This is a genomic window from Rhizobium sp. ARZ01 (assembly GCF_014851675.1).
GTDB lineage: Bacteria > Pseudomonadota > Alphaproteobacteria > Rhizobiales > Rhizobiaceae > Mycoplana.
This window is the reverse complement of the sequence record NZ_JACVAE010000003.1, coordinates 60,791-81,764: the sequence shown is the minus strand read 5'-3', so window position 1 is coordinate 81,764 and position 20,974 is coordinate 60,791. Positions and strand designations below refer to the sequence as shown.

General features: G+C 60.0%; 21 protein-coding genes. 14 read left to right on the top strand and 7 right to left on the bottom strand.

The annotated features are described in order from the left end of the window. Positions 1–90: 90 nt before the first annotated feature. The 4 genes from mnmE to hemE all read right to left on the bottom strand — a co-directional run bounded on the left by mnmE (position 91) and on the right by hemE (position 4,647). Entirely contained in the window at positions 91–1,416 is a 1,326-nt protein-coding gene (gene mnmE / locus IB238_RS17855) for a tRNA uridine-5-carboxymethylaminomethyl(34) synthesis GTPase MnmE (RefSeq protein ID WP_246723718.1), read from the bottom strand. 198 nt (positions 1,417–1,614) lie between these two features. Then, positions 1,615–2,880, bottom strand: coding sequence for a transcription termination factor Rho (rho, locus tag IB238_RS17850; RefSeq protein WP_192249995.1), 1,266 nt, complete (start codon positions 2,878–2,880; stop codon positions 1,615–1,617). 190 nt (positions 2,881–3,070) lie between these two features. Then, complete coding sequence (gene hemJ, locus IB238_RS17845) at positions 3,071–3,562, bottom strand: protoporphyrinogen oxidase HemJ (RefSeq protein ID WP_192249992.1); 492 nt, start codon at positions 3,560–3,562, stop codon at positions 3,071–3,073. A gap of 50 nt (positions 3,563–3,612) precedes the next feature. Further along, positions 3,613–4,647, bottom strand: a complete 1,035-nt coding sequence (gene hemE / locus IB238_RS17840; RefSeq protein ID WP_192249989.1) for a uroporphyrinogen decarboxylase — start codon at positions 4,645–4,647, stop codon at positions 3,613–3,615. Between the two features lie 403 nt (positions 4,648–5,050). Between hemE and IB238_RS17835 the strand changes: the two genes are divergently transcribed. Genes IB238_RS17835 through dnaQ form a run of 5 tightly spaced genes read left to right on the top strand, consistent with a single transcriptional unit; the run spans position 5,051 to position 8,653 of the window. Next, positions 5,051–5,872: a pyruvate, water dikinase regulatory protein gene (locus IB238_RS17835; protein WP_192249986.1), complete on the top strand. Its 822-nt coding sequence runs from the start codon at positions 5,051–5,053 to the stop codon at positions 5,870–5,872. A gap of 29 nt (positions 5,873–5,901) precedes the next feature. Beyond that, positions 5,902–6,501, top strand: a complete 600-nt coding sequence (locus IB238_RS17830; protein WP_192249983.1) for a Maf-like protein — start codon at positions 5,902–5,904, stop codon at positions 6,499–6,501. Then, positions 6,494–7,354 (top strand): shikimate dehydrogenase, encoded by an 861-nt coding sequence (locus IB238_RS17825; RefSeq protein WP_192249980.1) that lies wholly within the window; start codon positions 6,494–6,496, stop codon positions 7,352–7,354. Before IB238_RS17830 ends, IB238_RS17825 begins: the two co-directional genes overlap by 8 nt. After that, positions 7,351–7,950, top strand: a complete 600-nt coding sequence (gene coaE, locus IB238_RS17820; protein ID WP_192249978.1) for a dephospho-CoA kinase — start codon at positions 7,351–7,353, stop codon at positions 7,948–7,950. The genes IB238_RS17825 and coaE overlap by 4 nt, the downstream gene beginning before the upstream one ends. After that, positions 7,943–8,653, top strand: a complete 711-nt coding sequence (gene dnaQ, locus IB238_RS17815) for a DNA polymerase III subunit epsilon (RefSeq protein ID WP_192249975.1) — start codon at positions 7,943–7,945, stop codon at positions 8,651–8,653. Before coaE ends, dnaQ begins: the two co-directional genes overlap by 8 nt. Positions 8,654–8,716: 63 nt before the next feature. On the opposite strand, the gene secB is transcribed toward dnaQ, so the two are convergent. Then, complete coding sequence (gene secB / locus IB238_RS17810; protein ID WP_192249972.1) at positions 8,717–9,202, bottom strand: protein-export chaperone SecB; 486 nt, start codon at positions 9,200–9,202, stop codon at positions 8,717–8,719. Between the two features lie 90 nt (positions 9,203–9,292). After that, positions 9,293–9,751, bottom strand: coding sequence for an FxsA family protein (locus tag IB238_RS17805; protein ID WP_192249969.1), 459 nt, complete (start codon positions 9,749–9,751; stop codon positions 9,293–9,295). A gap of 168 nt (positions 9,752–9,919) precedes the next feature. Between IB238_RS17805 and IB238_RS17800 the strand changes: the two genes are divergently transcribed. From IB238_RS17800 to IB238_RS17775, 6 genes are all read left to right on the top strand, one after another. Then, positions 9,920–10,621: a Tim44/TimA family putative adaptor protein gene (locus IB238_RS17800; protein WP_192249966.1), complete on the top strand. Its 702-nt coding sequence runs from the start codon at positions 9,920–9,922 to the stop codon at positions 10,619–10,621. An 11-nt stretch (positions 10,622–10,632) separates the two neighbouring features. Next, positions 10,633–11,748 carry a murein transglycosylase A gene (locus IB238_RS17795; RefSeq protein ID WP_192249963.1) on the top strand — a complete coding sequence of 372 codons (1,116 nt, stop codon included), beginning with the start codon at positions 10,633–10,635 and terminating at the stop codon, positions 11,746–11,748. Next, complete coding sequence (locus tag IB238_RS17790) at positions 11,735–12,301, top strand: Smr/MutS family protein (protein ID WP_192249960.1); 567 nt, start codon at positions 11,735–11,737, stop codon at positions 12,299–12,301. Before IB238_RS17795 ends, IB238_RS17790 begins: the two co-directional genes overlap by 14 nt. Further along, entirely contained in the window at positions 12,298–12,678 is a 381-nt protein-coding gene (locus IB238_RS17785) for a helix-turn-helix domain-containing protein (RefSeq protein WP_192249957.1), read from the top strand. Before IB238_RS17790 ends, IB238_RS17785 begins: the two co-directional genes overlap by 4 nt. A gap of 132 nt (positions 12,679–12,810) precedes the next feature. Next, complete coding sequence (gene gyrB / locus IB238_RS17780) at positions 12,811–15,246, top strand: DNA topoisomerase (ATP-hydrolyzing) subunit B (protein ID WP_192249954.1); 2,436 nt, start codon at positions 12,811–12,813, stop codon at positions 15,244–15,246. 210 nt (positions 15,247–15,456) lie between these two features. Further along, positions 15,457–16,410 (top strand): glutathione S-transferase family protein, encoded by a 954-nt coding sequence (locus IB238_RS17775; RefSeq protein WP_192249952.1) that lies wholly within the window; start codon positions 15,457–15,459, stop codon positions 16,408–16,410. Between the two features lie 21 nt (positions 16,411–16,431). Here the strand turns inward: IB238_RS17775 and IB238_RS17770 are convergent, their stop codons facing one another. Continuing rightward, the gene (locus tag IB238_RS17770) at positions 16,432–17,037 is read right to left on the bottom strand and encodes a nitroreductase family protein (protein WP_192249950.1); all 606 of its coding nucleotides are present in this window, start codon (positions 17,035–17,037) and stop codon (positions 16,432–16,434) included. Positions 17,038–17,179: 142 nt separating this feature from the next. On the opposite strand from IB238_RS17770, the gene IB238_RS17765 reads away from it, so the two are divergent. The 3 genes from IB238_RS17765 to IB238_RS17755 all read left to right on the top strand — a co-directional run bounded on the left by IB238_RS17765 (position 17,180) and on the right by IB238_RS17755 (position 20,955). After that, complete coding sequence (locus IB238_RS17765) at positions 17,180–18,586, top strand: pyridoxal-dependent decarboxylase (RefSeq protein ID WP_192249948.1); 1,407 nt, start codon at positions 17,180–17,182, stop codon at positions 18,584–18,586. Between the two features lie 35 nt (positions 18,587–18,621). After that, on the top strand, positions 18,622–20,076 hold the full coding sequence (gene gabD / locus IB238_RS17760; protein WP_192249946.1) for an NADP-dependent succinate-semialdehyde dehydrogenase: 1,455 nt from the start codon (positions 18,622–18,624) through the stop codon (positions 20,074–20,076). Between the two features lie 75 nt (positions 20,077–20,151). Then, entirely contained in the window at positions 20,152–20,955 is an 804-nt protein-coding gene (locus IB238_RS17755) for an HpcH/HpaI aldolase/citrate lyase family protein (protein WP_192249944.1), read from the top strand. The last annotated feature ends 19 nt before the right edge of the window (positions 20,956–20,974 follow it).

The window sequence follows — 20,974 nt, the reverse complement described above, 5'->3', positions numbered from 1 at the left end:
CTTCCTACCTGGTGTACCGATAACACCGGAATCGTTTCACGTGAAACACTACAGGAGACTCGCCTGCGTTGCATCCTTGTTTCACGTGAATCATTTGCCGATACAAAATTCCGAAAAAATGACGTCGAGTAGGCCTTCGACATCAATACGCCCAGTAATGTAACCGATCGCGTTGGCCGCCAGACGCAGGCTTTCTGCCTGTAGTTCCAGAACGTCCGCATCCTGCGATAGCGCGTCTTCAATAGAGCGGAGCGCAGAGCGGAGCGCCTCATTGTGCCGTTCCCGCGACGGCACCGCAAAGGCGGAACCGTCGGTTATCAACGGCAGATGCCGGCGGATTAGGTCAAGCAACGCGTCCATACCTTCGCCGGTGCGGATCGAGACCGCGATGACGCCGCTGTCGAGGTCGGTTCTACGCGCCATGTCCGCCTTAGGCGCAATGTAAATCGTCGGTGCGCCAGTTTCTTCCGTCATTTCAGGAACAGTCTCGGCACTGTCCAGAAGCCGCAGGACGAGATCGGCGCGGGCGACTGCCGACTTGGCGCGTCGAATTCCCTCCAGTTCGACAACTTCGGCCGTATCACGGATACCCGCAGTATCAAGAATTCGGACAGCAAAGCCGTCGAGGTCAAGATCAACCGAGACAATGTCGCGCGTTGTTCCAGGTATGTCGGTGACGATCGCGACATCACGCTTCGCTAAATAATTGATGAGGCTGGATTTTCCGGCATTTGGCGGTCCGGTTATGACCACCGTCAACCCGTCGCGAATGATCTCGCCGGCCCGCGCACCCTTCAGATGGGCCCCGATCTCAGTGCATAGTGCTTGAAGATCCGCCCGAATTGTTTGCCCAACCGAGCCCGGCACATCCTCCTCGTCGGCAAAGTCCAGCTCGGCTTCGATCATCGCCCGCGCATGCGTCAAGCGGCGCGTCCAGTCATCATAAAGTTTCGATACGCCGCCGGCGGCGTGCTCCAGCGCCAGGCGACGCTGCATCTCGGTTTGCGCTGCAACGATATCCGCCAAGCCCTCGATTTCGACGAGATCGAGTTTTCCGTTGTGAAAAGCCCGTCGGCTGAATTCACCCGCTTCTGCCGGTCGCAGGCCGGGGACCTCAGCCAACGCGTCCAAGACGGCTCGCACCGTGGCTCGTCCCCCATGGATATGAAGCTCAGCGGATTCCTCTCCGGTAAACGAAGCAGTTCCAGGAAAGTAGAGAACCAATCCCTGATCCAGGACCTCATTGTTTCGAGAACGAATCGATCGAAGCACAGCCCGGCGTGGCGCGGGAACGCTTCCGACCATCGATGTGAGGGCCTCAATGCAAGCGGGACCACTAATCCTGACAATCGCAACGCCGGAGGGAAGTCCGCCGCTCGAAAGCGCGAAAATGGTATCGGTACCAATCATTGCCATCACAGGAACGGGAAAGGAGTTCTTGGGTGCAGCGGCCGGGTAGCAGCTCGATCTGTCGCCATTTTTCAGCCGTTCGATACACTATGTGACGCTGGAGGTCCAGCATGAGACTCCGACACGAGGACCAGGCCCAAAAACAAAAAATGGTGGGCTCGATAGAGCGCCCACCATTGGATAGTATCCGGCTTCGAATCCGGCTCAGGTATTCATCGAGTCGAAGAAGTCGCCGTTGTTCTTCGTCTGCTTGAGTTTGTCGATGAGGAATTCGATGGCATCCGTCGTGCCCATCGGTGCCAAGATTCGACGCAGGACGAAGATCTTCTGCAGGTCCTGACGCGGAACAAGCAGGTCTTCCTTGCGGGTGCCGGACTTAAGAATGTCCATCGCCGGAAAGATACGCTTGTCGGCGACCTTGCGATCCAGCACAATTTCGGAGTTGCCGGTACCCTTGAACTCTTCAAAGATGACTTCGTCCATGCGGCTGCCCGTATCGATGAGGGCCGTCGCAATGATGGTCAGTGAACCACCTTCCTCGATATTGCGTGCTGCGCCGAAGAAGCGCTTCGGACGCTGCAAGGCATTCGCGTCGACGCCGCCCGTCAAGACCTTGCCCGAGGATGGCACGACCGTGTTGTAGGCGCGGCCAAGGCGGGTGATCGAATCAAGAAGAATAACCACATCACGGCCGTGTTCAACGAGGCGCTTGGCCTTCTCGATGACCATCTCCGCCACCTGCACGTGACGCGTCGCCGGCTCATCGAACGTCGAGGAAACGACTTCGCCCTTCACCGAGCGCTGCATGTCGGTTACTTCTTCGGGCCGCTCGTCGATCAGGAGCACGATGAGATAGCATTCCGGATGGTTTGCTGTGATCGAATGCGCAATGTTCTGCAGCAGCACGGTCTTGCCGGTGCGCGGCGGTGCCACAATCAGGCCTCGCTGACCCTTGCCGAGCGGCGCCACCAGATCGATGACGCGGGGAGAAAGATCCTTTGACGTCGGAACGTCCAGTTCCATCTTGAAGCGCTCATTCGGATAGAGCGGCGTCAGGTTGTCGAAATGGACCTTGTGGCGGATCTTCTCCGGATCATCGAAGTTAATCGTGTTGACCTTCAAAAGCGCAAAATAGCGCTCACCTTCCTTCGGTCCACGGATCGGACCCTCGACCGTGTCGCCCGTCTTCAACGAGAAACGCCGGATCTGCGAGGGCGAGATGTAGATATCATCCGGACCCGGCAGGTAGTTCGCGTTGGCCGAACGAAGGAAGCCAAAGCCGTCCTGCAGTACTTCGACCACGCCCTCGCCGATGATCTCGGTATCCTGCGTCGCAAGCATCTTGAGGATCGCGAACATCAGTTCCTGCTTGCGCATCGTGCTTGCGTTCTCGACCTCGAGCGACTCGGCAAAAGCCAGCAGATCGGTCGGCGTTTTGTTTTTCAGTTCTTGTAGCTTCATTTCAGCCATGAAGGGGGACCATGCGTGATATCGGGATGGAAAACTGGCGTGCGGGTCAAGACTGAACTGCTGGGGGAGTGCAGTTCACGAAGCGGATACACATGCCACGAAAGATGAGATGAGCGGAAAATAGCGATTCACGTGAAACCCCGCAAGGGCCTCAGGCGATTTCCGGACAGGAATCGACACCCGGCGATCTTTAACCCGAGAACGGCTTCACGACAACCATTATTACGATCAGCACCATCAGAAGCGCCGGCATTTCGTTCAGGAACCGCCATTGGCGTGCACTGAAGCGATTAGCATCTTGAGCGAAGGCCACGATGCATCGTCCGAAAAAGACATGAACGGCCGTCAACACTACCACGAAGGCAAGCTTCGCGTGCAACCAGCCACCTTGGAAACGGTAGACTGACCATGCGAGATAGAGACCGAGCACCCAACTCAGCATCATTGCCGGGTTCATGATCACCCGGTAGAGCCGCCTCTCCATCGTCATGAAGGTTTCCGACAGCTCAGAGCCCTTCGCAGCATCCGTGTGATAGATGAAAAGCCGCGGCAGGTAGAGCAATCCCGCCATCCAGGAAATCACTGCAACGATGTGGAGCGCCTTGACCCACAGGTAGAGATCATCAGGCGGGTAGGCGACTATGGCCGCCGCAACGAGGGCAAAGAATACCAGGACAATCATGGCACGGCGCGTAGCGCGCCGTCCGACTGACTGTCCCGTCTGCCCCTCGCTCACCGCGCACCGCCTCTAACGCGCTCGACCAGCGCGGCAACGTTTACAGGATCTGCCTGGGGGGTGATCCCATGGCCAAGATTGAAGATCAGCGGCCCGTTTCCAAGAGCGTCCAGGATTGCGTCGATACCATCGCGCAACGCATTGCCGCCCGCGACGACGCGCTGCGGATCGAGGTTGCCCTGAACGGGCCCATCCTTTTGCAGTTCAGCCGCAAGAGACAGCGGGACCGTCCAATCGAGCCCGATTGCGTCCGCGCCAGTGCCCTGGCGATAGTCCTTCAAAAACAGGCCAGCGCCCTTGGCAAAAGCAATGATCTTCGCCTGCGGCCGGCGCGCCTTCACCAGATCAACGATCCGCCGGACGGGCTTCACCGCATAGTCCGCAAACTCCTTCTCGCCGAGAACCCCAGCCCAGGAATCGAAAATCTGCACCGCATCCGCGCCTGCATCGATCTGCGCGACCAGATAGTCGGCGGATTTTTCCGCAAGGATATCCAGCAACTGCGAGAAAGCTCTTGGTTCCTTGTAGGCGAAAAGGCGTGTTGGCGCCTGATCGGGCGTTCCCTGGCCGGCGATCATATAGGTCGCAACCGTCCAGGGCGCCCCACAGAAGCCGAGCAGCGTCGTTTCATGCGGCAGCTCCGCACGCAGTCGACGCACCGTCTCCAGTACCGGTTCGAGGTGGCCAAGAACAGGCATCGGAGCCAGGGCAGGGATTTCATCAACGCTTAGCGGCTGCATCCGAGGTCCATGGCCCTCGTCGAAACGAACCTGCCGTTTCAAAGCATCCGGTATCACCAGAATGTCGGAGAATAGGATCGCTGCATCGAAGCCATAGCGCCGTATCGGCTGCAAGGTCACTTCGACTGCATGCTCCGGCGAATAGCACAGATCGAGAAAGCTACCGGCCTTGGCTCGCGTCTCCCGGTACTCCGGAAGGTATCGCCCGGCCTGCCGCATCAGCCAGATCGGTGGTGGAGAGACAGCTTTTCCGTTCAGGACTTCGACGATCTTTCGCGTTCCGCTCGCCAACTTTGCAGTGCTCCCTCTAACAAAGAAATTCATATTGAAGAGGTTTCTATTTCTTAGAGTCGGTGACTATCAAGGATTAAATTCCCTCCACACGCTGCCAGCAAAAGCCAGGAAGCAGAAAAGCGAACGAAAAAGTTGCTGCTGAATCTGATGCTCATTTGGACATCGCAGAAAAGCGATCTGAGTCAGTGGGTTACGCGCAATGTCTTTCATAAGAGCCTGTGGACAGACGTTGAATTCGCGTGACACAATGTCGCCCGGTTTCGGTTTTCCACAAACAGCCTGGAAAGGCGTCCAAGGAAATTCGAATTGTGGAAAAACCGGCAGTTTTCCAAGCGCCTGGGTCGCGCTGGCCCGAGACAGCGTTTTTATCCCGCCTTATCAACAGCGCCCGGAGGATCGTGTGGAGAACCCGAAAAACTACTTTCATCTGCATCTGATCTCCGATTCGACAGGCGAAACACTGATCGCCGCCGGACGCGCCGCCGCTGCGCAATTCCAGGCTTCACAGGCGCTGGAGCACGTCTATCCGCTCATCCGCAATCGCAAGCAGCTGACACCGGTGCTGGACGCCATCGATGGCGCCCCAGGCATCGTGCTTTACACGATCGTCGACCGCGAGCTTTCAGCCGTCATCGACCAGCGTTGTCGGGAAATGGGGTTGCCTTGCGTTTCCGTGCTCGAACCGATCATCGACGTGTTCCAGTCCTATCTCGGCGCAACATCGCGTCGGCGCGTCGGTGCGCAGCACGTGATGGATGCGGAATACTTCGCCCGGATCGAGGCGCTCAATTTCACGATGGATCACGATGATGGGCAGTTGCCGGCCGACCTCGAGGAGGCCGATGTCATCCTCGTCGGCATCAGCCGAACCTCGAAGACGCCGACAAGCATCTATCTCGCCAACCGCGGCATTAAGACGGCCAACATCCCAATTGTCCTTGGCGTTCCCTTGCCGGAACGGCTGTCGCATGTCAGGCGGCCGTTGGTCGTCGGGTTGATCGCGACGAGCGACCGGATCGCGCAAATCCGCCAGAACCGCGTCCTCGGATCGGCCAAGGACTTCAAGGGCGAGGACTATACGGACAGGGCGCAGATCGCAGAGGAACTGAAATATGCACGCTCGCTTTGCGCGCGCCACAATTGGCCGCTGATCGACGTCACCCGTCGGTCGATCGAAGAGACGGCCGCCGCAATTGTTGCCCTGCGGCCCAAGCTTCGCTAAGCGATGGGCACGTTCCCAAGAGTACGCCCATGACCTACCCCTTGATTCTCGCCTCCCAAAGCCCCTTTCGCCGCATGCTGATGGAGAATGCCGGACTCTCTTTCCAGGCAATTCCCGCTGAGATCGATGAAAGAGTGGTGGAGGAGGAACTCAGCCATCGTGCGCCTTCGCCATCCGGGGTCGCACTTCATCTGGCAGAAGCCAAGGCGCAGGATGTGGCGCAGCGCCACCCGGGACATCTCGTTATCGGCTCCGATCAGACGTTGTCATTGGATGATCGGATATTTCACAAGCCGCGCGAACTGGACGATGCACGTGAGCATCTGCTGACCCTTTCCGGCAAGACGCACGCGCTCAACAGCGCGATCGTGATTTCCCTCGACGGCGAGACACAATGGCGGCATGTCTCGACGGCGCGACTGACCATGCGCCCCCTTTCCAAGGGCTTCATCGATCGCCATCTCGCCCGGGTCGGCGACAAGGTGCTCGGCAGCGTGGGCGCCTATCAACTGGAGGGCGAGGGTATCCAATTGTTCGAAAAGATTGAGGGTGATTACTTCACGATCATCGGCTTGCCGATGCTTCCTCTGCTTGCGCAGCTGAGAACGATGGGTGCGATCGATGCGTGATTCACGTGAAACATTTGTTAACCATGCCTTTGTCGTCGGGCATCCAATCAAGCATTCGCGTTCGCCGCTGATACACGGCTACTGGCTGGAAACGCTAGGAATTGAAGGAAGTTACACGCGCCAGGACGTGGCACCGGGAGCTTTTCCTGCTTTCATCGCCGACCTGAAGAGTGCAGACCGCCGCTTTGCCGGCGGCAATGTCACGATACCGCACAAGGAAGCCGCCTTCCGGTTGGCCGACCGGCCAGACGCGCTAAGTGAGGAACTCGGGGCGTCGAACACCCTCTGGGTGGCGGAGGGGCTTGTCCATGCGACCAACACCGATGGACGCGGCTTTGTCGCCAATCTCGATGAACGAGCACCCGGCTGGGACCGCACAGGGCGCGCCGTGGTGTTCGGGGCCGGCGGTGCGAGCCGGGCGATCCTGCAGGCACTCCGCGATCGCGGCATTGCCGAAATCCATGTCGTCAACCGGACGCTCGGCCGCGCCCAGGAACTTGCCGACCGCTTCGGGCCGAAGATACACGCCCATCCGGTCGCGGCGCTCACCGAGGTGATGGCTGGGGCAGGGCTCTTCGTCAACACGACATCGCTGGGCATGGATGGCGACACGGCGCCGACCTTGGATTTCGGTGGGCTCGACAGCCAGGCGGTTGTCACTGACATCGTCTACGTCCCGCTGAAGACGCCATTCTTGCTTCAGGCCGAACAGCAGGGCCTTGCGACGGTCGACGGCCTGGGCATGTTGCTGCACCAGGCGGTGCCTGGTTTCGAAAAATGGTTCGGTCAGCGGCCCGTGGTCGATGTCGCGCTCCGTCAACGCATCATTGACGACATGGAGCGCCACGGATGATCGTTCTTGGCCTCACCGGATCGATCGGCACGGGAAAATCGACCACGGCCGCGATGTTTCGTTCGCTTGGAGTACCCGTCCATGACGCCGATGCCACCGTACACGAACTGTACGGCAATGAGGCTGTCGGCCCGGTTGGCGAGGCATTCCCCGGCGTGATCGAAAATGGGGTGGTCGACCGTAAGGCGCTCGCGGCGCAACTTGCGGATCACCCGGAAGGATTCAGGCGGCTGGAAGCGATCATCCATCCTCTGGTACGTCAGAAGGAGGTCGCGTTTCTGGATGCGCAGCGTGCAGCCGGTGCGCCAATCGTCGTCCTGGACATCCCCCTCCTGTTCGAAACGAGCGGGGAAAATCGCGTCGACAAGATCGCCGTAGTCACCTGCGCACCGGAGACGCAGCGCCAGCGCGTGCTGGCGAGGCCGGGCATGACGGAAGAGAAATTCGAGATGTTGTTGTCGCGCCAGGTTCCCGATGCGGAGAAGCGAGCCCGGGCGGATTTTGTGGTCAACACCGACAACGGGCTTGAAGCCGCGCGCGAACAGGTGAAACAGATAGTGGAGACCTTGAGCAACGAAAGCGGCGCCGATGCGTGAAATCATCTTCGACACGGAAACGACCGGGCTCGATAATCGGGCCGACCGTGTGATCGAAATTGGCGGTATCGAGCTCGAAAATCACTTCCCGACGGGGCGCACCTTTCACGTCTACATCAACCCGGGCGATCGCAAGGTGCATCCGGACGCACTTGCGGTTCACGGCATCTCCGATGACTTCTTGAAAGACAAGCCGGCCTTTGCCGAGATTGTCGAGGATCTGCAGGCCTTCTTTGGCGAGGCGCGCTGGGTCGCGCACAACGCCACCTTCGACATGGGCTTCATCAATGCGGAGTACGAGCGCCTCGGCATCCCGCCGGTGCCAGTGGATCGGGTAACGGACACGCTAGCGCTGGCACGGCGCAAGCATCCGATGGGCCCAAATTCGCTCGATGCGCTCTGCCGGCGCTACGGTATCGACAACTCGTACCGCACCAAGCACGGCGCACTTCTCGACTCCGAACTGCTCGCCGAGGTCTACATCGAGATGATCGGTGGGCGTCAGGCGGCACTTGGGTTGGGTGTTTCAAAACAGCGCGAGACGTTTGATGCGGCTGATGGCGAGGAAATCGTGCTGCCGATCGTGCAGCGACCCCGGCTGCTTCCGCAACGGATCAGCGCGGACGAAATTGCCGCCCATGCCGCGATGGTCGGGAAGATGGGCGCCAAGGCGATCTGGCTGAAATACCAGAAACAGCATTGACAGCCTGAAACGCAAAACGCCCGGCCGAGCCGGGCGCTTTCCTAAAATTGTATGCCAAACCGATCAGTTGGTCGTGCTTGCAACCTTCGCCTTCAGTTGCTCCTCAGCCATGCGCTGCTGGAACATCTGCGCGAAATCGATCGGGTCGATCATGAGCGGCGGGAAGCCGCCGTTGCGGGTCGCATCGGCGATGATCTGGCGGGCGAACGGGAACAACAGGCGCGGGCACTCGATGAAAAGAACCGGAAGCATGTGCTCCTGCGGGAAGCCGGCGATGCGGAAGACGCCGCCATAAGAGAGTTCGGCATTGAACAGGACCTTGGTGTCGTCCTTGGCTTCGGCGTTCAGCGACAGCACCACGTCGAATTCGGTTTCCGACAGCGGATTGGCGTTCACGTTGACGTTGATGTTGATCGACGGAGCCTTGTCGCGCGCCTGCAGCGAGCGCGGCGCGCCCGGGTTTTCAAAGGAAAGGTCCTTCACATATTGGGCCAGGATATTGATGGAAGGGCTGGCCGCGCTGTTGGCGGCGTCGTTTTCGGTTGCCATTGGTCTTTCCTCGGGACAAAAATTAGTGGGCAGCGATCTAGCATTTCGCCGAAAGGCTTACAACCCTGCGAAACTCCGCGTCACCGCGGACTAGCGACGGTCGTTCCGGGTGAAATCGCCCTCATCAAGGTCGATCGTGCGCGGTTGCGCAGGTCTGGCGGGCTGCGGATCATCTGCGGCGTTGAAGTTCACCACGACAAGCCGGCTGGCAAGGCGGTTCGCCAGGACTTTTCTGACGAAAGGCAGAAGCAATATCAGGGCGATCGCGTCCGTGACAAAGCCAGGGACAATCAGGAGAAGCCCGGCAAACAGCACCATGGCGGTATCAAAGAAGCGCTCGGCGGGCAGGTCCTGTGGGAGGCTTCTCTGTCGCAGCCTCGTCAAAGTTTGAAGTCCCTGGCGTCGCAGGATCGTCAAACCGATCACCGCCGAGACGACGACAAGAACAAGCGTCGGTCCCAGACCGATGCGCCGACCGATCACGATGAAGCCTGCGATCTCCAGGAGTGGGAGCGACAGGACGAAGAGGGTAATGAGCAGTCTTGCCATTTGGATGCCTGATTGAAGCTGCGTTCCGGTTCTTTCCATGTCGACCGGAGACTTCTGCGCCACGACATGCCACAATCGAGTGAATGACCGCGACGACATTTGAAGAATGGGTTTTTGCGGATTATATGGGAGTAAGTCAAAAAAGGTGAACGGTGGTTCTGGATCGATATGGGCTCATTCGACTTTGTAACAATTTTATTCCTCGTGGCTGCAGTGGTGATCTTTCTGCAACTGCGCAATGTTCTTGGTCGGCGCACGGGGAATGAAAAACCGCCTTTCGATCCCTATTCCCGTCGCGAAACCACAGAGCCGGTCCCAGGCCCTGACCGCGGCAAGGTCGTTACCCTGCCGCGCCGGGATGGATCGGAAGGGGATGAAGGGCCTTACGCAGAGGTCGATGCCTTCGCACCGGCGGGATCGCTTAACCAAGCGCTTCGTCGTGTGGTTGACGTCGATCCGTCCTTCAATCCCAAGGAATTCGTCAACGGCGCCAAGCTCGCCTATGAGATGATCGTCGTCGCCTTCGCCGATGGTGATCGCAAGGCCTTGAAGAACCTCCTGTCGCGGGAAGTCTACGAGGGCTTCGATGCCGCGATCGCCGAGCGCGAGAGCAAGGGCGAAGTCGTGAAATCGAACTTCGTCGGCATTGAAAAGGCTGATGTCATCTCGGCCGAGGTCAAGGACCAGGAGGTCAACATCACGCTGCGCATCATCAGCCAGCTGATCTCCGCAACCTACGACAAGGCAGGCAACCTGATTGAAGGTGACGCAGAATCCGTGGCCGAGGTAAACGATCTGTGGACCTTTGCCCGCGATACGCGCTCGCGCGATCCGAACTGGAAGCTGATCGCGACCGAATCGGAAGGTTGATCGGCTAGACCATGGATTTCCGTCTGAAACCGGTCGCTTTCTCGGATCTACCCGGATGGACGGAGGATGATCCGACAGCGCTCCTCGAAGCGATGGGGCGTTGTCGCGCGCATATTGTGGCAGCGAAGCCCTATCGCACCGGCTCGCTCGGCATCGCAGCAGACGAACTGCTGCCAGCGCTCGCGGCTGCCACTGAATATTCGCCAGCCGGTCCCGCCCAGGCAAGGGTTTTCTTCGAGAACTGGTTCAAACCATTCCTGATTGTTAAATCAGACGGAGCAAAGGGATTCGTTACGGCCTATTATGAGCCGGAAGTCCAGGTCCGGGCGGAGCCCGACGCGGAATTCCGCTTTCCATTCTATCGCCGGCCGGACGATATGATCGATATCGACGACACGACGCGGCCGACGGGTTTCGATCCATATTTCGCATTCGGCCGTGTTCGGGAGGGCAAGATCGAGGAATATCCTGACCGTTCGGCGATCGATCAGGGGCTCCTGGAAGGACGCGGACTGGAAATTGCCTATGCTCGCTCGAAGGTCGATGTCTTCTTCATACACGTTCAGGGGGCAGCGCGCCTGCTTTACGCCGACGGCAGCGTGCGGCGCATCACCTATGCCGCGAAAACCGGCCATCGGTTCTCGCCGATCGGCAAGCTTTTGATCGAGCGTGGCGAGATCGATGCCGCATCCGTCTCCATGGGCTCGATTCGGGATTGGCTTTCTCGCCATCCCGAGCAAGTCGATGAAGTACTCTGGCACAACCGGTCTTACATTTTCTTCCGTGACGCACCCGTGGACGACTTGTGGTTGGGTCCGGTCGCAGCGGCCAAGGTGCCGATCGTCGCGGGGCGCTCGCTCGCCGTCGACCGCCTCACCCACACGTTTGGCACACCGTTCTTCATCCGGAGCGAAGGCCTCACACACCTCGATGGCGGCAAGCCCTTTGCCCGGGCAATGCTGGCGCTGGATACGGGCTCGGCGATTGTCGGGCCGAACCGCGGCGATATCTTCACCGGATCGGGCGATACTGCCGGTGCCCTCGCGGGTCATGTCCGCAACGCTGCCGATTTCTACGTCTTCGTGCCGAGGGCAATTGCGCAGAGATTTGAGCATGGCGAGGGATAAGCCACTCAGCACCGAGGATCGCATTCTTTGGGGCAAGGTCGCACGCAGCGCCCGGGCGATGCCAGGTCGCATGCAGGAACTGGAAGCACTGGAGGCTTTTCTGGCACCGGAGGAGGCGAGTTCGCCGCCTGTCGAGAAACCGAGTGCCCGGCGGAATGTGGTGGAGAGCGGGGGAATCCGGATAACGACCGATGCGCCCGGCAAAGGGAGGCTCCCCCCCCTGGAGCGGCCTGTCAAGCGCAAGATTGCAAAGGGCCGACTGGCGCTGGAGGCGCGTATCGATCTGCATGGAATGATCCAGAGCGAGGCGCATGGCCTTCTCCTTAGCTTTTTGATCAAGGCGCACACGCGCGGCATGCGGCATGTTTTGGTGATCACGGGCAAGGGAACGTCCATCGGCAGCGACGGGGCGCTGAAGCGCGCGGTACCGCTCTGGTTTGCGCTGCCGGAGTTTCGTCCGCTGATTTCCTCTTATGAGCCGGCAGCGCGCAATCACGGGGGCGACGGCGCCATCTATGTCCGTCTCGCCCGCGACAAGGCAGACCGCCTATGACGACCCCTTTCGGCGTCGCAGTTCGACACCTTCGGGAGAAGAAGGGGGTCTCACAAAAAGAGATGGCGAAGGCCTTGAACGTTTCGCCGGCTTATCTCTCGGCGCTGGAACATGGTCGACGCGGTACGCCGAGCTTCGAGTTTCTTCAGCGCGTTGCCGGCTACTTCAACATCATCTGGGACGAGGCGGAGGAGCTGTTTCGCATTGCCCGGATCTCTGATCCAAAAATCACAGTCGACACGGCCGGGCTGCCGCCGGAATACACCGCCTTCGCCAACCGGCTTTCGGCCGAAATTCGCGATCTGCCGCCGGAAACCATCAGGCGGCTGGCCGGTATTCTCGAAAAGGCCTGCAATGCACGCCGTAAATCGACGTGATCCCCTGATTTCTGCCGCTATTGGCGGCCACAAGGTTTGGAAAACCGGGCTAAAATCCCTATATTCGCTGGGCTGGAAGAGCGGTGATTCGCCGTTTCCGTGCTCCTCAGGAACCCTGGAAAGACACCCCGCATGACTGATACGCATGAGACCGAAAATGGCGGCCCCGCCGAGTATGGCGCAGATTCCATCAAGGTGCTGAAGGGTCTCGATGCCGTGCGCAAGCGGCCCGGCATGTATATCGGCGACACGGACGACGGTTCGGGGTTGCATCATATGATCTACGAAGTGGTCGACAACGCGATCGACGAGGCGCTGGCCGGACACGCTGACATCGTCACCGTGACGCTGAACGCCGACGGATCGGTGACCGTGACCGACAATGGTCGCGGAATTCCGACCGACATCCACAAGGAGGAGGGCGTTTCAGCTGCCGAGGTCATCATGACTCAGCTGCATGCCGGCGGGAAATTCGACCAGAACTCCTACAAGGTTTCCGGCGGACTGCACGGCGTGGGCGTTTCCGTCGTGAACGCGCTGTCGGTCTCGCTGAAGCTCAAGATCCGCCGCAGCGGTAACATCCACGAGATGAGCTTCACCCACGGTGTTGCCGACGGACCGCTCACGGTAACCGGGCAGTGTGGCAATGAAACCGGTACGGAAGTTACCTTCCTGCCGAGCCCCGACACCTTCTCCAACATCGAATTCAATTACCAGACGCTCGAACATCGTCTGCGTGAACTGGCCTTTCTGAATTCCGGCGTGCGCATCCTTTTGACCGACCGGCGCCATTCCGACGTCAAGCAGGACGAGTTGATGTATGACGGCGGCCTGGAGGCCTTTGTTGCTTTTCTCGATCGGGCCAAGAAGCCGCTGGTCGCCAAGCCCGTCTCGATCCGCGGCGAGCGCGACGGCATCACCGTTGAAGTGGCGATGTGGTGGAACGACAGCTATCACGAGAACGTGCTCTGCTTCACCAACAACATTCCCCAGCGGGACGGCGGCACCCATCTTGCCGGCTTCCGCGGCGCATTGACCCGCCAGGTCGTATCCTACGCTGAGACCTCGGGCATCCTGAAGAAGGAAAAAGTGTCACTGACCGGCGACGACTGCCGCGAAGGTCTGACCGCGGTCCTCTCGGTAAAGGTTCCCGATCCGAAGTTTTCGTCGCAGACTAAGGACAAGCTCGTCTCCTCCGAGGTCCGTCCGGTCGTCGAAAGCCTCGTCAACGAAGCGCTCAGCCACTGGCTGGAGGAGCATCCTTCCGATGCGAAGGTGCTTGTCGGCAAGGTGGTCGAGGCAGCCGCCGCCCGCGAAGCTGCCCGCAAGGCGCGCGAGCTGACGCGGCGAAAGGGTGCGCTCGACATTTCCTCGCTTCCGGGCAAGCTCGCCGATTGCTCCGAGCGTGATCCGGCCAAATCCGAAGTCTTCCTCGTGGAGGGTGATTCGGCGGGCGGATCGGCCAAACAGGGCCGCTCGCGCGAAAACCAGGCGATCCTCCCGCTGCGCGGCAAGATCCTCAATGTTGAGCGCGCACGCTTCGACAAGATGCTGTCGAGCCAGGAAATCGGCACGCTGATCACCGCACTGGGAACCTCGATCGGCAAGGACGAGTTCAATCCGGAGAAGCTGCGCTACCACAAGATCATCATTATGACGGACGCGGACGTCGACGGTGCCCACATCCGCACGCTGCTTCTGACTTTCTTCTTCCGCCAGATGCCTGAACTGATCGAGCGCGGCCACCTCTATATTGCGCAGCCGCCGCTTTACAAGGTCGCGCGCGGCAAATCGGCCCAGTACCTGAAGGACGAAAAGGCGCTAGACGACTACCTGATCACAGCCGGCATTGAAGATGCGGCGCTTGAACTCGGATCGGGGGAAGTTCGCGCAGGCCAGGACATGCGCGAGGTGATCCAGGACGCGTTGCGGCTGCGCTTGCTGCTTGACGGTCTGCATTCGCGATACAACCGCGCGATTGTTGAACAGGCGGCAATCTGCGGAGCACTCAATTTGGAGCTCAGCCACAACCGCGAGGCCTATGCCGAGATGGCGGAAGAAGTTGCACGCCGGCTGGACCTGATCGCCGAGGAGACCGAGCGCGGTTGGACCGGCGTGGTTGCTTCAGACGGTGGTCTGAAATTTGAGCGCATAGTAAGGGGCGTCAAGGAATTCGCCCATCTTGATATGGCGCTGATCGGCTCATCCGATGCACGTCACATTGATCAGATGGCTGTTCGCCTGAAGGACATCTATGCCATTCCACCAAAGCTGAGGCGCAAGGATTCCGAAACCGAGATCAGCGGACCCCGGGCGCTTCTCGACGCGATCTTCGCGGCGGGTCGCAAGGGTCTGAGCCTGCAGCGCTACAAGGGGCTCGGCGAGATGAATGCCGAGCAACTCTGGGAGACGACGCTCGATCCGAACGTTCGCTCGTTGCTGCAGGTCCGCGTTTCGGATGCGACCGATGCAGACGGCCTGTTCTCCCGTCTCATGGGCGACGAGGTGGAGCCGCGCCGCGAATTCATCCAGGAAAACGCGCTCAGCGTTGCAAACCTGGACATCTGATCGCCGACATCGTTCGCGGAACGTGAATCCGGATAAGGAAGCCCCTGCGCGCTCGGGTGGGGGCTTTTTGCTATCCCTGTTGGGCGTGTCCCGGTACGGTGCCGCAACAACCCGTTAAATTGACACGGCTGATGTTTTGATTCGTGATGGACGTCGTGGCCGGACCGCGCGCAGCGAAAGGCGTAAGAACCCGCGACTGGAGGAAACGTCATGCTGGTGGATGGAAAATGGACGGCCGACTGGCATCCCGTGCAGGCAAAGGATGAAAAGGGAGGCTTCATCCGGCAGATATCCGGTTTTCGCAACTGGATAACCCCCGGCGGCGAGCCAGACCCTACGGGTGAGGGCGGCTATCCCGCCGAGGCAGGGCGCTATCACCTCTATGTCGCCTACATTTGTCCCTGGGCGTCCCGGACCTTGATCGGCCGAAACCTCAAGGGGCTGCAAGATATTATAAGCCTCTCCGTTGTTGAGCCAGCGTTGACGAAGGAAGGGTGGCGTTTCGGATCCTATCCCGGTTCGACAGCGGACACAGTGAATGGTGCCACCTACATGCACGAGATCTATACGCGTGCAGACCCGCACTATACCGGACGCGCCACGGTTCCGGTGCTCTGGGACAAGAAGCGCGGTACGATCGTTAACAACGAATCGGCCGATATCCTGCGGATGATGAACGACGGGTTCGGTGAGCTTGCGACCGGCACCATTGACCTCTATCCCCGCGAGCATCGAGAGGCGATCGATGCTTTCAGTGAGCGCATTTATCCGGGATTGAACAACGGCGTCTATCGCGCCGGCTTCGCCACGACACAGCTTGCCTATGAAGAGGCGTTTCTCGATGTGTTCGCGACGCTTGACTGGGTCGACGGCGAGCTCGGCGAGAGGCGTTTCCTCTTTACAGACCATCCGACGGAGGCTGACATCCGCCTGTTCGTTACGCTGGTTCGTTTCGACGTAGCCTATCATGGCCTATTCAAATGCAACCTGCGTCGGCTTGCTGACTATCCTCGGCTGCGCGGTTTCGTTCGTAGCATGTACGATTGGCCCGGCGTGGCCGAAACGGTCAATCTCGACCACATCAAGCGTGGCTACTATTCGATCGCCTCACTCAACCCGGCGGGTATCGTGCCAATTGGTCCTGCGCAGGAAATGTTGTTTTGAGAATGCGCCGGTAACTGGCGCCTAAGAGCATTCTCCGTTGAAGACACCGTCAAACGCAAAATCTTCAACCGCGTTACGCTGGCTCGGTATTTCCCTTGCCTGCAGGTCCTCGGGGAGGGTTTCTTTTGGTGCAACCTTTCCGATGGCAAGGCCCGCCTCGACACGATAGCCTTCAGGCACATTCAGTACGGCCATGACCTTGTCCCGATCGATTCCCGCCATTGCATGAACGTTGTAGCCGGCGAAGGTTGCTTGTAGTGCCAGGGCACACCACGCCGCGCCCGTGTCGAACGCATGAGTGTAGGCGGGGCGCAATTCGCCGGTCGCTGGCGAGCGATTGTGGGTCTTCGACAGGATCGCGGCAAGAACGGAGGCATTTTCGGCCCAGCGCTGATTGCCCTCGTCAAGGGTTGCCAGCAGTTGAACGAACTTCTCCGTGCCGCGATGGGCATAGACGAATCGCCAGGGCTGGCGATTACTGGCCGAAGGTGCCCAGCGCGCCGCCTCGAAGAGCCGCAGCAGATCCTCCTGCGGCATCGCCTCTCCGGTGAAGGCACGCGGCGACCAGCGCTCGAGGAAGATCGGGTGAATGTCATGGCCGGCCTTGCGACCGTTGATCTCTGGCATGGTGGAATCCGCTGGTTTTGATTTCATCCGCCAGGGAAGATGACTTCCCGGGCGACGGATGTCGACTGTGAAAAAGCCGCGAGACTTGCTCGCCGGCTGATATGTTTTTTATGTTAATTACGCAGCTGGAGAGAGGTGTGCAATGGATTCAAATGCATTCAGGGAGTGGTCAACCAAAGCGGCCGAATGGGGGGCGGACTACCGTGCAACCATTCGCGAACGTCCCGTGAGACCTGCCATGACGCCGGGTGAAACCGCGGCCAGGATTCCGGGGGCGCCGCCCGAAGCTGGCGAACCCATGGAACGGATCTTCGCGGACTTCGAAGACGTGATCGTGCCGGGAATGACCCACTGGCAGCACCCGCGGTTCTTCGCCTATTTTCCAGCCAATGCGGCGCCGGTTTCCGTCGTCGCTGAATACCTCGTCAGTGCAATGGCTGCGCAATGCATGCTCTGGCAGACCTCACCTGCGGCGACAGAACTCGAGACGAAGGTACTGGACTGGCTGCGTCAGGCGATTGGCCTACCAGATAGCTTTGCCGGCGTGATCCAGGACTCCGCCTCCTCGGCGACACTCGCCGCTGTGCTCGTCATGCGAGAAAGAGCGCTGCATTGGAACGGCAACAAGATCGGCTTGTCGGGGGGAGACCGTGTTCGGGTCTATGCCTCTGGGCAGGTCCACACCTCGATCGACCGCGCCATCTGGGTATCCGGTATCGGCGAGGAGAACCTGGTGCGGATTCCGGTGAAGGGGCCGCTGCGCGGCATGGACGTCGAAGCGCTGGACACCGCTATCGTTAGCGATCTGGAATCCGGCTATCGGCCGGCCGGCATCGTTGCATGCACGGGCGGCACCAGTACAGGTGCCTGTGATGATGTTGCCGCTGTCGTTGAGGTTGCGCGACGCTATGGTCTCTATGTCCATGTCGACGCCGCCTGGGCGGGGGCCGCTATGATCTGTGAGGAATTCCGGACGCTGTGGAGGGGGGTTGAAGTTGCCGATTCGGTCGTCTTCAATCCACACAAGTGGCTGGGCGCCCAGTTTGACTGCTCGGCGCATTTTCTTCGCAATCCGGAGGATCTCGTGCGTACGCTGGCGATTCAGCCGGAGTATCTGAAGACGCACGGCAAGGACGGCTTCATCAACTATTCTGAATGGTCGGTACCGCTCGGCCGGCGTTTTCGAGCGCTGAAACTCTGGTTCCTTATCCGCTATCACGGATTGTCCGGTTTGAAGACGACGATCCGCAATCACGTGGCCTGGTCGCAGAGCCTAGCGCAGCGCCTCGCCGCGGAGCCGGATTTCGAGATCGTCACGGACCCTGTGCTGTCCCTTTTCTCCTTCCGCCACTGGACGGATGGGGACATGGATCAGCACAATCAGGCGCTCCTAAACGCGATCAACGATGATGGTCGCATCTATCTGACGCAGACACGCGTGGACGGACGCCTCGTCATCCGTTTCCAGGCGGGACAGTTCGAGATGACGGAGACGGACGCGGAAACTGCCTTCGACGTGATTGTCGAGATGGCGCGAAAGAGCCTATAACCGCGCGAAATAAAATGAAGCGAGGAGACACCTTCATGAGCCTCAAAGATCCGACCCTTCTGCGCCAGGCAGCCCCCGTCGGTACCCGCTGGATCGACGCCGACCCGCAGACCGCAATCGCGGTAAAGAACCCCGCTACGGGCGAACTTGTGGGCTATGTACCGAAGCTCGGCGCGGCCGAGACGAAGGAAGCGATTGCTGCGGCCGAGAAGGCTCAGAAGGAGTGGGCCGCCCGTACTGCCAAGGAGCGTTCGGCGATCCTTCGGAAGTGGTTCGAACTGATTATGGCGAACCAGGACGATCTCGGCCGCATCCTGACGATGGAGCAGGGCAAGCCGCTGGCGGAAGCCAAGGGCGAGATCGCCTACGGAGCGAGCTTCGTCGAGTGGTTTGCCGAGGAAGCACGTCGTCTCTACGGCGATATCATGCCCGGCCACCAGAAGGACAAACGCATCCTGGTGATGAAGCAGCCGATCGGCGTTGTCGCCGCGATCACACCCTGGAACTTCCCGAACGCAATGATCACGCGCAAGGCCGGGCCGGCCTTTGCTGCTGGCTGCGCCATGGTCTTGAAGCCGGCGTCGCAGACGCCGTTCTCGGCGATTGCGATCGCCGTGCTCGCCGAGCGCGCCGGCCTGCCTGCAGGTCTGTTCAGCGTCATCACCGGGTCGGCCGCGGCGATCGGCGCGGAAATGACCGCAAACCCGACAGTACGCAAGCTGACCTTTACCGGCTCGACCGAGATCGGCGCGGAGCTTTACCGCCAGAGCGCGCCGACCATCAAGAAGCTCGGCCTCGAGCTTGGCGGCAATGCACCTTTCATCGTCTTCGATGATGCCGACCTAGACGCCGCCGTTGAAGGGGCCCTGATTGCGAAGTTCCGCAACAACGGCCAGACCTGCGTCTGCGCCAACCGCATTTATGCGCAGGACGGCATCTATGACGCCTTCGCCGAAAAGCTCGCAGCCGCCGTCGGCAAGTTGAAGACTGGTAACGGTTTCGATGAAGGTGTCATTCTCGGGCCGCTGATCGATCAGGCCGCGCTTGCCAAGGTCGAAGAGCACGTGTCCGACGCCGTATCGAAGGGTGGCCGCGTCGTGCAGGGCGGCAAGCGCCACGCGCTCGGCGGCACTTTTTTCGAAGCGACCGTCATTGCGGATGTGACCCCGGAAATGGCCGTCGCCCGCGAGGAAACCTTTGGTCCGGTGGCGCCGCTCTTCCGGTTCAAGGATGAGGTGGATGTGATCGCGCAGGCAAACGATACCGAATTCGGCCTTGCCTCCTACTTCTACGCCAAGGATCTTGCCCGCGTGTTCCGTGTCGCCGAAGCGTTGGAATACGGCATGGTGGGCGTCAATACGGGTCTGATCTCGACGGCGGAAGCGCCGTTCGGTGGCGTCAAGCTCTCGGGTCTCGGCCGCGAAGGTTCGAAATACGGGATCGAGGAATTCACCGAGATGAAGTATGTCTGCCTCGGCGGCATCAACTGATCGACAATGATCCTTCACCGGCCGGATCAACCCGGCCGGTGAACCGCAAGTTCTTATCGCACCAAGGATTCGCGCATGCCCGCTCCGAAGAACACCTTCAAGGCCGCCCTTCGTGAGGACCGGTTTCAGCTCGGCCTCTGGGTTGCGCTTGGCAGCGCTTACGCTGCCGAAATCGCGTCTGGTAGCGGTTACGACTGGCTCCTGCTGGATGGTGAACACGGTCCGAACGATATGCCGCTGCTGAGCGCGCAGATCGGTGCCGTGCGCGATACCGCCAGCCACCCGATCGTCCGCCCGCCCATGGGCGAGGCCTGGCTGTTGAAGCAGTTGTTGGATCAGGGCGCCCAGACCTTTCTCATCCCCATGGTCGAAACGGCCGAGCAGGCGCGTGCGCTCGTGCGCGCCGTCCGCTACCCGCCGGCCGGGATTCGCGGCGTCGGTGCGGGGCTCGGACGGGCCAGCGATTTCAACCGAACGCCCGAATATCTGACGACGGCAAACGACGAGATCTGCCTGATCGTGCAGATCGAGAGCCGTGCCGCGTTGGCTGCGCTTGACGAGATCGCCGCAATCGACGGTGTGGATGGCCTGTTCATCGGTCCGTCCGACCTCGCCGCCGACATGGGCTATCTCGGTCAGCCTTCGGCTGCGCCGGTGCGAGAGGCAATCCGCGACGCCTTCGAGCGCATTCACAAGCACGGCAAGGCGCGAGGCATCATGACCGTTGTTCCGGAACAGGCGCATGAATACCGCGCCATGGGCGCCGATTTCATGGCGATCGGCACGGACGTCAATTGCCTGGTCAAGGCGATGGACGGGTTGCGCCGGGACTTTCTCGGGATAGCCGCCGCGACTGACGGGAAGGGCAGCGGTTACTGAAGCCGATGCCCTTTATCCG